The organism is Streptomyces sp. NPDC048106 (genome assembly GCF_040706415.1).
Taxonomy (GTDB): domain Bacteria; phylum Actinomycetota; class Actinomycetes; order Streptomycetales; family Streptomycetaceae; genus Streptomyces.
The window spans coordinates 98,341-110,764 of the sequence record NZ_JBEZND010000003.1 but is presented as its reverse complement, the minus strand read 5'-3'; the positions used below and the strand labels follow the sequence as shown (position 1 = coordinate 110,764).

Here is a 12,424-nt window from a genome sequence, read left to right as displayed (position 1 = left end):
CGAGTCGGGTTCGGCGCGGGGCTGGGGCCGGCGTGGGGATCGGGGGCGGCGCCGGGGCCCGCGGGGTCAGCCGCCGTCCGTGGCGAGGCGGCGCGCCCTGCGGTCGTTGCGGCGCAGCAGCGACAGCCCGGCGACCAGCCAGGCGGCGCCGACCAGCGCCTCCAGGGCCGCCTGCGCCGCCCAGGGCCGGCCGTCGGCCAGGGCGCGCAGCGACTGGGCGCCGTGGGTGAGGGGCAGAAGTTGCGCCAGAGCGCGCACGGGCGCGACCAGCCGGTCGGTCGGCGCGATGATGCCGCACAGCACGAGCAGCGCGTACACCGCGAGGTTGGTCAGGACGGGGGAGGCGGGGTGCAGGGCGGCGACCGCGGCGACGGCCAGGCCGAACGCGGTGGCGCTGAGCGCGGTGAGGACGAACAGGCCGGAGCCCTGGAGCAGCGCGCCCATCAGCCGCCACTCCTGGAAGAAGGCGCACACGCCGACCACCGCCACCAGCGCCGAGGCCACCGCCTCCACCACGTAGATCCAGCACCGGGTCAGATGGACGAGGGACAGCCCCGGCCGGCTGATGCGCACCCGGTACAGGGTGCCGGCGGCCCCGTCCTCGGTCATGGTGTCGGCCGCCTTGACGACCGCGGCGAGCGACAGGACGTGCACACAGGCCCCGATGATCGCGAACCGCCGCCCTTGCACGCCGCCCGCGAGATAGCCGAGGTAGGCGAGGAACAGGGGCTGGAGCACGCACCGGGGCACGGTGGAGCCGACGAGGGTCTTCACCCCGTACACGGCGAGGTAGTCGCGGCGGGCCGCCCCGGCGACGACCGTCAGTCCGCGCAGGCGTTCAGGACAGCGCAAGGGTGCCTCGCTCCCTCGCCCGGTGCAGCACCGTGCGGAACGCCCAGCGGGCCAGCAGCGCGTAGCCGCCCGTGGTGGCCCCCAGGCAGACCCACGCGGTGACGCTCTGCGCGCGGCCCTCCGCGGCGGCGGTGAGCGCCTCGGTGGCCCAGCGCAGCGAGATCACGTCGGGCACGTGCCGCAGCCAGACGGGCAGCAGCCGGATCGGTACGATCATGCCGCCGAGCAGCGACATCGGGTAGACCAGCGCCTCCGCGATCCGCATGGCGGCGGGGGTGAGCAGGAACAGGCAGCTCAGCAGCGCGCCCAGCACCAGGGCCGAGGCGAAGGTGGCGAGGGCGGCCAGGACGAAGGTGCCCGGGTGCGCGATGCGCAGCGGCTCGCCCGTGAGCAGGCCGACGCAGCCGATGGTCAGCGCGATCAGCAGGGCGCAGCGCAGGGCCGTGCCGAGCGTCTTGCCGAACAGCACCGTGCCGAGGCCGGTGCGCCGGGTGAGGATGCCGGGCAGGGTGCCCTGCGCCAGCTCCTCGCGCAGGATCAGACCGGTCTGCCAGATGGCGCAGCTCCACAACGCCAGCACACCGCAGCCCAGCTCGATCTGACGGGCCGTCAGCATGGAGTGGGGGCCGCGGGCGAGCAGGGTGGCCAGGCACAGCGCCGCCGGCACCACGCAGCCGGGGATCACGGCGCTGAGGATGTGCTGCTGGCGGAGCTGGAAGACCATGGTGTGCCGCAGCACGGACAGCAGGGCGCGGGGTCCGGACGCCGTCGTCATCCGTCCTCCCCGTGCCGGGGTCCCGCGAGGCGGCTGAACACCTGCTCAAGACCGACCGGTTGGACGCGTACGTCCCTGATCGTGCCCGGGGGCCACAGCCGGGACAGCTCGCGCAGCGATTCCGCGCTCCACTCGGCGACCTCGAACTGGGTGCGCCACAGGGCCGCTTCGGCGGCGCGCTCGCTGGACAGGGTCCGGATGCCGAGGCCGTCGTCCGCGTCCGCCGCCACCGGGCAGGGGGCGTCGGACAGGACCACGACGGTGGTGGCGGCACCGCTCTGCTCCAGCAAGTCGGCGAGCGGCAGGTCGTGGCTGACGGTCCCGCCGCGCAGGATCACCACCCGGGACGCCAGCCGTTCGATGTCCTGGAGGTTGTGGCTGGTGAGCAGGACGCCGACGCCCTCCTCGGGCAGCTTGGCCACGACGGAGCGCAGCCGTTCGGTCTCCAGCGGGTCCAGGCCCACGGTGGGCTCGTCGAGCATCATCAGTGCCGGGCGGGCCATCAGGCCGACCGCGAGGTGCAGCCGCTGCCTCATGCCCTTGCTGAACGCGCCGACCGAGCGGTCCGCCACGTCGAGCAGTCCGACGGAGGCGAGCGCGTCGCGCGCCGTGGGGGCGAGGGACTTGGCGGGCAGGCCGGACAGGGAGCCGAAGAGCATGGCGTTGTCGAGGGCGGACAGCCTCGGGTAGAGCCCGCGGTCGCCGCCGAAGACCACGGACAGGCGCGTGCGGACCGATCGGGGGTCGGCCGCCACGTCGACGCCGTCGACCAGGACCCGGCCCCTCGTCGCGGTCAGCAGGGTGGCGATGATGCGCAACAGCGTGGTCTTCCCCGCGCCGTTGACGCCCAGCAGCCCGACGATCTCCCCGCGGCCGACCGTGAAGGACACCTCCGACAGCGCGGTGACGACCTTCTTCTTGTCCACGTAGTCACGGCCGACGCCGTCCAAGAGCAGGGCGGGCGGCGTCACCGGTCCCCCTCCCGCGGGCCGGTGCCGGGCGGCTCCCAGGGGGCGGCCCACGGCTGCTGCCACTCCTCCTCGGGCAGCGCCCGCCGCCCGAACCGGCCCAGCCACTCGGAGGTGTCCGCCGGCGGTCTGCCGGGAAGGGGTGAGGACGGCACCGGCAGCGCGACCGACCACAGCGGACCGAGCCGGGCGCCGCGCGCCAGCTTCGCCTGGTAGGTCTCCATTCCGAGGTGGAGCGCCCTCAGGCCCTGTCGGTGCATGTATTCGATGGGCAGGTAGTAGCAGAGCGCGTAGTATTCGAAGGCTTTCCCGGTCTCCGCGTAGTCGAAACCTACCGCGCGCGCGTAGAGCGTCTCGCCGAATTCATACATGAGCGAGAAACCGACGAGCCGTCCGGAGCGGCGCGCGGTGAAGACCCTGGAATATTTCCCGAGCGCTTCGACCTGTCCGGCGAGATATCCCCGCATTCCCTCGTCATGCGCCTCGTGGCCGTATTTCCGCTGGATCTGCCCCAGTAACGGCGCGGCCTCGGCGTAACAGTCCTCCAGCTTTTCCAGGCCCAGTTCGTACCCGGCTGCACGGAACGTAGAGAACTCGTGACGGACCGCGATCCTCCGTTTACTGCTGAGTTTTCGCAGGTATTCCTCGAAGGGCGCGCCGTCGGTGACCACCGAGGCGTCGGCGCCGTCCATGGCGACCGCCGCGCCGCGCTCCCACAGCAGCCGGGCGGTGCGGCTCGTGGCGAACGGGAACAGCAGGCCGCGCCGGCCGCGGGCCGCGGCCCGCTCGAGTGCCGCGGCGAGGAGGGCGTCCAGCTCCGGGCCCGTGTCCGGGGCGGCGGGCAGGTCGTACCGGTACCCCCGGCGGGCGCCCGCGAGGTCCCAACTGCCGTCCAGGCCCAGCAGGTCGAGATGGCGCCGGGGTGCGTAGTACGGGTTGTGCTCGACCTCCACGTCGTACACCGGGAGGGCGCAGGCGAGCCGGTCGGGGGAGCCGGCCAGGAGGTACTCGACGCCGGATCCGGGCTCGCGCTCGACCGAGGCGAGCCACGCGTGCGACGCGTACAGCCCCCCGGGCGCGGCCAGGGCGTCCCACTCGGCCGCCGGGATCTCCGTCAGGGACGGTACGGCACGCACCTCGACCGTGACCGGCAAGGCGCACCCCCTTCCGCTCGACATGGTTCATTGCGAGGAACCCATCACGGATTTCGCCTCGTCAGAGGGAAACCCGGCGCAGAGGAAAGGAGTACCGTCCCCCGACAGAACTTCATATTAGCCAGGCGCCGACGATACGCCGCAGTGACCCAGGTCACACGACCCCGGTATGTACCAATGGCCCGAAACGTCATCGGGGTCCTTCGGCAACCAATGCGAAGTTCCTGTGAATCGACGCGGCGAAGTAATTGCTTGCCTCGGCCGAACGGGGATGCTTAACTCCCAAGGGATAACGGCCGAAGCTCGTGCGTCTTGACAGGTCCATAGGCTTAGGGGGAATCATCGACGGCGACTGCACGTCTGCAAGCACCGTCGGGCCGGTGGTCCATACGGCGCTCACCGAAGAACTCCTGCGGCTTTCCCTCCCGCGACTGCGGGCGGCATTCGGCCCCTCGGTCGAACTCCGCCCCTGGCAGGAGGCCCCGGAGCACGACGGGGTCCTGCTGATGGCCCCGCACGAACTGTCCGAGGCCCGGCGCGCCGCGGTCCTCCGCTCCGCCCGCTGGTCCTGGGCCCACCTCACCTCCGCCGGCGCCGACTTCATCGACCTCGCCGACTGGCCCGCCGACACCCTCCTCACCCGTAGCTGGCGCTGCTACGCGGCGCCGCTCGCCGAGTACGCCCTGCACGCCGTGCTGACCCACGAATGGCGGCGCGGGGCACCCTGGCAGGAGCGGGACACCCGCTCGGCACCGGCCGCGGACGCCCCGCCGGTCCCCGCCGGGGCCAGCACCGGCGGCGGCGCCGGGCTGTGGGGCGCCGAGGTCACCGTCGCCGGATGGGGGGCCGTGGGACAGCGCCTCGCCACCGTGTTCGACTCGCTCGGCGCCTCGGTGACCGTGCTGCGGCGCAGCCCCGAGCCCGGCTCCCGCATCGACCAGACCTCCGACCTCGGCCGGGCCCTGGACGCCGACCACCTGGTGGTGGCGCTGCCCCTGACCGCCGGCACCCGGCACCTGTTCGACCGGGCCGCGCTCGGCCGGGCCCGCCCGGGGCTGCACCTCGTCAACATCTCCCGCGCGGCCATCGTCGACCAGGACGCGCTCGCCGAACTCTGCGCGGCGGGGCGGCTGTCCGCCACCCTGGACGTCACCGACCCGGAACCACTGCCGACCGGACACCCGCTGCGCCGGCTGCCCGGCGTACGGCTCTCCCCGCACGTGGCGTGGCGCAGCCGCGCCAGCGACGTGGCGTTCGCCGACGACTTCGCCGCGATCTGGGCGGCGCTGGCCGCTCCCGGCGCTCCCGTCCCCGGCGTCGTACCGCCGACGAGCGCGGCCCGCGCCCGAGCCGCCGTACGCGGCACCCTGACGCCGGGCCGGTCATGACCGGCACCCGCGCTCACACCCCCACCACCGCCACCCCCACCCGTACTCCCACCGCCACCACCCGCACCGGCGCCGACAGGACAGGCCGATCATGACCAGTTCCCCCGCCCCCCGTCCGACCTCGGCGCCCGCACCGCGCCCCCTGGCGGTGCTCCTGCACTCCCGGCAGCCGCTCACCACCGACCCGGCGGCCACCTTCGACCCGGCGCACTGGGAGAGCGTCGTCCTCACCGACGCCGAGGCCGACGCGGTGATGCGCGAGGACGCCCCGGGCGCCACCCCCGCCGTGCACCGCGCGCCGCGCGACACCTGGGCCACCGAGATCCGGCGCCTCGCCGGGGACCGGCCGGTGCAGATCGTCACCAACGACGAGTACTGCCTCATCACCTGCGCCGCGCTGCGCGCCGAGTTCGGCCTGCCCGCCCGGCACCCGGACCGGCCCGCGCACTACATCGACAAGGTCCTGATGAAGGAGCGCCTCGCCGCGGCGGGCGTGCGGGTGCCGCGCTTCCTCGCCCTCACGGACGGGGTGCCGGAACCAGAGGCCGGCACCGCCCTGGTCACCGGGACCATCGGCCTGCCGGCCGTCGCCAAGCCCCGGCGGGAGGCCAACTCCCGCGGCGTCGCCATCCTGCGCGACCAGGCCGGACTGCGGGACTGGCTCGCCGCCCACCAGGGCGAACAGGGCTGGCAGATCGAGGAGTTCCTCGACGGCACCTTCCACCACGTCAACGGCCTGGTCCGCGACGGCGTGCTCACCCCCGTCCAGACCGGCACCTATCTCGGCCCGCTGCTCGACCTGCCCGACGGCCGTCGGCTCGGCGGCTGGACCGTCCCGTACGACAGCCGACTGGACCGGCGCGCGCATGAGCTGAACCAGGCCGTGGTCGCCGCCCTCGGCGGCGAGGGGGCCTTCGTCGTGCACACCGAGTTCGCCGTCAACCGCGAGGACGAACTGGTCGTCGTGGAGGTCGCCGGGCGCGCCCCCGGTGCCCTGGTCTCCGAACTGGCCCGGCTGCACGCCGGGTTGAACCTGGAGGAGGCCAACCTCGCCCTCCAGGCGGACCTTCCCCTGCCGCGGCCGCACCCCACGGGCACCGAGGCCGCCTGGGTGTGGATCCCCGTCATGCCGGGCGAGCGGTACCGGCACACCCCCGAGACCACGAGCAAGCGGCTCGTGCACGTCAGAGAGGCCGCCCGGCGCACCCACACCGGCACCTCGGGAGCCCTCGGCGTCTCGGTGCTGCTGTGGCACACCGACCCGGACGTCCTGGCCGCCGACGTGCGGACCGCGGCCACCGCCGCGTGGTGTGGCGCCTGACCCACCGGCCCCCACCACGCCCGCCCCGCCCGGCGCCCCCACGCCCCCGACACCCCCCGTCCACCAGCCCGGAGCTTGGAGAACGCATGGCCACCAGCACCGCACCGCCGAACGGAAGTCGGACCGGCACCTCGTACCTGTCCGGCCTCGCCGACGGCCGGCGGGTGTACCTCGCGGGCCGGCCGGTCGCCGACCTGGCCCACGACCCGAGGACCGAGGGCATGGCCGCCTTCCTCGCGGAACTGCTCGACGAGCACCGCCCGGACGGCGAGCTGACCGGACCCGACGGGTACCCCCTCGCCTACTCCCTGGCGCACTCGGCGGACGAGGTGCGCGCGCGGGGCCGGGCCTTCGCGCGGATCGCCCGGCTCAGCGGCGGACTGATGGGCCGCAGCCCCGACTTCGTCGCCACCGTCCTCACCGCCTGGGCCGGCGCCGCCGACCACTTCGGCCCCCACGCCGACAACGTCCGCGCCTACTGGCGGCACGCGCGCGCCGCCAACCTCCTGCTCACCCACGCCATCAGCGACCCGCCCGCCGACCGCCACCTCGGCCCCGGCCCCGACGGCGAGGTGCAGGCGCTGCGCGCGATCCGCACCACCGACGAGGGAGTGGTCGTACGCGGCGCCAAGATGCTGGCGACGCTCTCCCCGTTCGCCGACGACCTGGTGGTCTACCCGTTCCGCCCGCTCGGCGAGTCCGAGACCGACCAGGCCCTGTGCTTCGCCATCCCCGTCGCCACGCCCGGACTCACCCTCTACTCCCGGCCCTCCTACGCCTCCGCCCCCGCCGGGGACGGGCCGCTCGCGGGCCGCTTCGACGAACTGGACGCCGTCTGCCACTTCGACGACGTCCTCGTCCCCTGGGACCGCGTCTTCATCCACGGCGACGTGGCCGCCGCCAACAACCTGCGCCCCGGCACCGGCATGACCTCCTACGCCTGGCACCAGTCCGCGGTCCGCGCCTGGGTGAAGGCGGAGACCGTGTACGACCTGGCCGCCAGGTGCGCGCGGGCCGGCGGCCGCGACCGGCAGCCGCTCGCGCGCCAGCAGCTCGGCGAACTCGCGGGCATCGTCGAGACGTTGCGCGGCCTCGTCGTCTCCGCCGAGACCGGCGCCGGGCCCGACGGGTTCGGCGCGCACGTCTGCGAACCGGTGCCCCTCGCCGCGTCCGGGATGCTCAACGCCCGGCTCTACCCCCGCGCGATCGAGCTGCTCCAGGCGATCGCCAGCAGCGGCCTGGTGATGCACCCCGTCACCGCCGACGAGGACCCCGAAGCGGCCAGCCACGCCTTCATGCAGACCTACTTCGCCGGAGCCGGCGTCGACGGCCTGGCGCACGGCAGGCTGCTGCGGGCCGCCGCCGACCTCACCATGAACCGCTTCGGCACCCGCCAAGTCCTCTACGAGCGGCTCTTCCTCGGCCCGCCCGAGGCATTCCAGGCCAAGTTCCACGACCTCTTCGCAGCCGGCCGCACCGTCGACAGCCCCGTGCTGAACGGTCTCGGCGACTGAGTCCCTGAGTCCCGGCGCCGGCCGGCGCTGTCACGTGTACGTACCGACACCGATTGGATACCCCATGCCCATTCGCGAGTCCCACCTCGTACGCGCCCTTGAGCCGTTCAGGGGCTACGTCCTGAGCACCATGATCTTCACCCTCCAGCAGTCCGGCCTCCAGGACGAGTTCGCCGCCGGCACCACCGTCGACGCCCTGGTCACCACCAGGAAGCTCGACCGGGCACGCCTGACCGCGATGGCCGACTACTGGGTCGCCGCCGGGCTCCTCGACCGCTCCGTGGACGGCGTGCTCACCCTCACCGACCTCGCCCGCACCTACGAACAGGCGCGCCCCTGGTACGAGATGATGGTCGGCGGCTACGGCCAGACGTTCCTGGCGCTCGGCGACCACCTGGCCGAAGGCACCGGCCCCGCCCCCCGGCGCGGCGGCTACGTCGGCAGCGGTAGCTGCGGCATCAGCATGCACGACTCCCTGCCGCTGCTGCGCAAGCTGCTCGCCGAGGACGGGCGCGACTATCGGCGCCTGGTGGACCTCGGCTGCGGCAGCGGCGTCTACCTGACCGAACTGTGCGCGGACTACCCGGAGATGACGGCCGTCGGCATCGAGCCCGACGCCGACGGCGCCGCCGCCGCGCGCGCCTGGGTGGCGGGCCAGCCCACCGCGGACCGGGTGACCATCGAGCAGGTCGACGCGGTGCGGTGGATCGAGAACACCGAGGACAAGCCCGACCTCGCCGTCTACGCCTTCGTGATCCACGAGGTGCTGGGGCAGGAGGGCGAGGAGGGCGTGCGCCGCATGCTCACCAAGCTGTTCGCCGAGTCGCCCGACCTGACCCTGGCCATCGTCGACATCGACCTGAAGTCCGCCGACCGCGAGGCGATGTCCCAGCCGCTGGCGCAGGCCTACTACAACGCCTATCTGCTGATGCACCCCTTCACCAGCCAGCGCCTGGAGACCAGGCAGTGGTGGGAGAAGCTGTTCGCCGACTGCGGGCTGCGCGTCGACGCCTACGACACCACCGACCCGGCCATGGACTCCACCGGCTTCTGCGTCGGCTGGCTGCTGCGGAAGGCCGACGCGTGAGCGAGCACTACCGCCCGCGGGACAGCATGACCAAACCGCGCATCGCGTCCGGCCCGCGCACCTTCATGCGGCTGCCCTGGGTGGACGACCCGCTGGCCGCCGAGGGCCGCGTCGACGTGGCGGTCGTCGGCGTGCCCACCGACTCGGCGGTCTCCTACCGGTCCGGCGCCCGCTTCGGGCCGGAGGCGATCCGCGCGGCCAGCATCCTGCTGCGCGACCACAACCCGGCCACCGGAGTGGACGTCACCAGGGCCCTGTCGATGGTCGACGCGGGCGACGCGCCCGTCGTCCCCGGCTACCACGAGCTGACCCTGGAGCGGCTGGAGGAGTTCCTCGCCCCGCTGTACGAGCGGGGCATCGTGCCGCTGCTCCTCGGCGGTGACCACAGCCTGGTGATGGCGGAGATGCGCGCCATGGCCCGCCACCTCGGCCCGGTGAGCGTCGTCCACTTCGACGCCCACGGGGACGTCCTCGACGACTACTACGGCGTCAAGCACTTCCACGGCACGATGTTCCGGCGCGGCGTGGAGGAGGGCGTGGTCGATCCCCACACCAGCGTCCAGGTCGGCATGCGCGGCTCCGTGCACCCCGACGACGTCGACTCGGGCAAGGCGCTCGGCTACGACGTCATCGGCTGGGACGAACTGGCGGAGCTCACGCCCGAGGAGTTCGGGCGCAGGGTGCGCGAGCGGGTCGGCGACCGCCCCGTCATGGTCTCCTTCGACATCGACTTCATCGACCCGGCGTACGCGCCGGGCACCGGCACGCCCGAGGTGGGCGGGCCGACCTCCTATCAGACGCTGCGCTACATCCGGGCGCTGGGCCCGCTGAACTACCGGGGCCTGGACATCGTCGAGGTCGCGCCGCCGTACGACCACGCGGACATCACCAGCCACGCCGCGTCCGTGGTCGCATTCGAACTGCTGGGACAGGTCGCGCTGCGCTCCGGCCGGACGCGGGCGGCCGAGACGGGGGAGGAACACTGATGTCCACCACGACCGGCGTCACCGCACGCACCCAGGCCGGCCCCGAGCCGGACCGGCGGAATCTGACCTCCATGGAGACCGACGCGCTGATCGGCGGCCTCAACGTGTCCGACGGGCATCCCCGGATGCCGCTCACCGCCTCGCAGCGGGCCATCGTGGACAGCCTGCCCGCGCTGTTCGACGAGGCCGAGAAGCGCGTGTTCGAGGAGATCGAGGCCGAGGCCCAGCAGGCGTTCCTGCACGGCATCGGCCAGCACCGGGCACCCGTCGGCACCGGCCGGCTGGTCAGCTGCTACTCCTCGTCCGTCGCGATGGACATTACGGCCCGCGCGCTCGCGCACCGCACCGACACCATCGCCCTGGTGCACCCGACCTTCGACAACATCCCGGACCTGCTCAAGGGCCGCGGCCTGACGCTGCTGCCGCTGACCGAGGCCGAGTTGGCGGGCGGGGAGCCCGAACTGCCCGACGCGGTAGGCGCGGTGTTCGTGACCACGCCCAACAACCCGACCGGCTGGGTGCTGGCCGAGGACGGGCTGCGCCGCCTCGCCGCGTTCTGCGCCCGCACCGGCCGGGTGCTGGCCATGGACACCTGCTTCCGCGCGCAGGACGAGCGGGCGCAGTACGACACCTACGCGATCCTGGAGGAGTCCGGCGCGCAGTGGGTGGTCATCGAGGACACCGGCAAGCTCTGGCCCACCCTGGAGCTGAAGGCGGGCTTCCTGGCCTGGGGCGAGAACACCGACCTGCCGCTGCTGGAGTACTTCAGCGACGTGCTGCTGTCCGTGTCGCCGCTCGTGCTGCTGATGCTCACCCGGTTCGCCCAGGACGCCGGGCGCGGCGGCTACGCCGAACTGCACGACCTGATCGCCCGCAACCGGCGCGCCCTGGCCGAGGTCCTCGACGGCGGCCCGGTGACCCTCACCGACCCCGAGGCCCGGATCAGCGTGGCCCGGGTGACCCTGCCCGACGACGGCCCGGACGCCGCCGCCCTCTACGACGACCTGGTGCGGCGGGGCACCCACGTCCTGCCCTGCGGCCCCTTCCACTGGGACCGGCCGGAGGACGGCGTGCGCCAGGTCCGGCTGGCGCTGGCCCGCTCCGGACCGGACGTGGTCCGGGCCGCCCGCCTCCTGGTGGACGCGGTGCGCGCGCACCGCTGACCGGCGGCCGTGTCCCTCCCGTTTGCTCCGACCGACCCCGTGCAGCTGAGGCGGATGACGCGATGCACCACACCCCGAGCGGTCTTCGACTGGAAACCGCGACCACCCTGGACAAGGTGGCCGCCGAGGACTGGGACGCCCTCGCCGAACCCGAGGGCTTCTACCTGTCCCACGACTGGCTGCGCGCGGTGGAACGCGAGAGCGGTGCGCCGGTCACCTACCTCCTCGCGTACGCGGGCGACCGGCTGGTGGGCGGGCTGCCGCTGTACGAGATCGAGCACGAGCACAACAAGTTCTACGCCCGGCAGCCGCGCCTGGACCAGATGGGCGCGGGCGGGGAGTGGGGGGTCGCGGGGTCGCACCGCGGGTACAGCTGCGGGATACCGAGGGCGGCGGAGTACGACGACGCCGTCCTCGACCTGCTGCTGGACGCGCGCGCGAGACTGAGCCCCCCGTCCCGCACCGGCTCGCTGTTCCTGTTCGCCACCAACCGCACGGCGACGGCCCTGCACCGGCGCGGGGCCGCCGTCGACTTCGACTGCGGCGACGCCACCCTGCACACCGGGGGGCTGGGCTTCGAGGAGTACTGCGCCACCCTGGTCAGCCGCCGCCGGATCCGCCTGAAGGGCGAGTACGCCCGCTTCCTCGCCGCCGGGTACGAGCTGGGCCGGCAGCGGCTCGGCGAGTGCCTGGACGAGGCCGTGCCGCTGCTGGTCAACCTCCAGGCCAAGTACGGCCATGCGACCAGCGAGGCGGAGATCCACCGCGCCTTCGCCGACCAGGCGGCCACCCTGGACCACCGCTCCGTGGTGTTCACCGCCCGGCGCGGCGGCCGGCTGGTCGGCGTCTGCGTCATGTACGAGTGGCGCGGCACGCTCTACGCCCGCGCCGCCGGCTTCGACTACGCGGCGCTGAGCGGCGCCTACGAGTACTACGGCCTCTGCTACTACCTGCCCGTCGACTACATGAGCGAACGCGGCCTGACCGCCCTCCACCTGGGCATCGGCGCCTATTCCGCGAAGGTCAAACGCGGTGCCCGGCTGGTTCCGCTGTGGACCGTGGCGCTCGCCGACGACCCCGCCGACACGCCCCGCCCGGCCCCCGTCGACCTCAGCTCCTGGCAGCGGGACCACGGGAGCGCCGTGGACCCCGGCGACTGGCGGCATCCGTGGACGCGGTGACGAACCGGCCGTCGTGCCGGGCCCGTTGAGCGGGT

The 12,424-nt window shown here is 73.5% G+C and carries 11 protein-coding genes; 7 read left to right on the top strand and 4 right to left on the bottom strand.

The annotated features are described in order from the left end of the window. Positions 1-66: 66 nt before the first annotated feature. From AB0927_RS03725 to AB0927_RS03710, 4 genes are read right to left on the bottom strand one after another with little or no spacing between them, the layout of a single operon-like run. Positions 67-852: an ABC transporter permease gene (locus tag AB0927_RS03725; RefSeq protein ID WP_366665866.1), complete on the bottom strand. Its 786-nt coding sequence runs from the start codon at positions 850-852 to the stop codon at positions 67-69. After that, positions 839-1,627, bottom strand: coding sequence for an ABC transporter permease (locus tag AB0927_RS03720; RefSeq protein ID WP_366665865.1), 789 nt, complete (start codon positions 1,625-1,627; stop codon positions 839-841). Before AB0927_RS03720 ends, AB0927_RS03725 begins: the two co-directional genes overlap by 14 nt. Continuing rightward, positions 1,624-2,598, bottom strand: a complete 975-nt coding sequence (locus tag AB0927_RS03715; RefSeq protein ID WP_366665864.1) for an ABC transporter ATP-binding protein — start codon at positions 2,596-2,598, stop codon at positions 1,624-1,626. Before AB0927_RS03715 ends, AB0927_RS03720 begins: the two co-directional genes overlap by 4 nt. Next, positions 2,595-3,749 (bottom strand): GNAT family N-acetyltransferase, encoded by a 1,155-nt coding sequence (locus AB0927_RS03710; protein WP_366665863.1) that lies wholly within the window; start codon positions 3,747-3,749, stop codon positions 2,595-2,597. The genes AB0927_RS03715 and AB0927_RS03710 overlap by 4 nt, the downstream gene beginning before the upstream one ends. Positions 3,750-4,129: 380 nt before the next feature. On the opposite strand from AB0927_RS03710, the gene AB0927_RS03705 reads away from it, so the two are divergent. The 7 genes from AB0927_RS03705 (at position 4,130) to AB0927_RS03675 (ending at position 12,389) form a co-directional block, all read left to right on the top strand. Continuing rightward, on the top strand, positions 4,130-5,137 hold the full coding sequence (locus AB0927_RS03705) for an NAD(P)-dependent oxidoreductase (RefSeq protein WP_366665862.1): 1,008 nt from the start codon (positions 4,130-4,132) through the stop codon (positions 5,135-5,137). Positions 5,138-5,228: 91 nt separating this feature from the next. Continuing rightward, positions 5,229-6,458 (top strand): hypothetical protein, encoded by a 1,230-nt coding sequence (locus AB0927_RS03700; RefSeq protein ID WP_366665861.1) that lies wholly within the window; start codon positions 5,229-5,231, stop codon positions 6,456-6,458. 86 nt (positions 6,459-6,544) lie between these two features. After that, on the top strand, positions 6,545-7,972 hold the full coding sequence (locus AB0927_RS03695) for a 4-hydroxyphenylacetate 3-hydroxylase N-terminal domain-containing protein (RefSeq protein WP_366665860.1): 1,428 nt from the start codon (positions 6,545-6,547) through the stop codon (positions 7,970-7,972). Between the two features lie 64 nt (positions 7,973-8,036). Beyond that, positions 8,037-9,059, top strand: coding sequence for a methyltransferase domain-containing protein (locus AB0927_RS03690; RefSeq protein WP_366665859.1), 1,023 nt, complete (start codon positions 8,037-8,039; stop codon positions 9,057-9,059). Next, positions 9,056-10,045: an agmatinase gene (speB, locus tag AB0927_RS03685; RefSeq protein WP_366665858.1), complete on the top strand. Its 990-nt coding sequence runs from the start codon at positions 9,056-9,058 to the stop codon at positions 10,043-10,045. Before AB0927_RS03690 ends, speB begins: the two co-directional genes overlap by 4 nt. Continuing rightward, positions 10,045-11,208 carry an aminotransferase class I/II-fold pyridoxal phosphate-dependent enzyme gene (locus tag AB0927_RS03680; RefSeq protein ID WP_366665857.1) on the top strand — a complete coding sequence of 388 codons (1,164 nt, stop codon included), beginning with the start codon at positions 10,045-10,047 and terminating at the stop codon, positions 11,206-11,208. The genes speB and AB0927_RS03680 overlap by 1 nt, the downstream gene beginning before the upstream one ends. A 62-nt stretch (positions 11,209-11,270) precedes the next feature. Further along, the gene (locus tag AB0927_RS03675) at positions 11,271-12,389 is read left to right on the top strand and encodes a GNAT family N-acetyltransferase (protein WP_366665856.1); all 1,119 of its coding nucleotides are present in this window, start codon (positions 11,271-11,273) and stop codon (positions 12,387-12,389) included. The last annotated feature ends 35 nt before the right edge of the window (positions 12,390-12,424 follow it).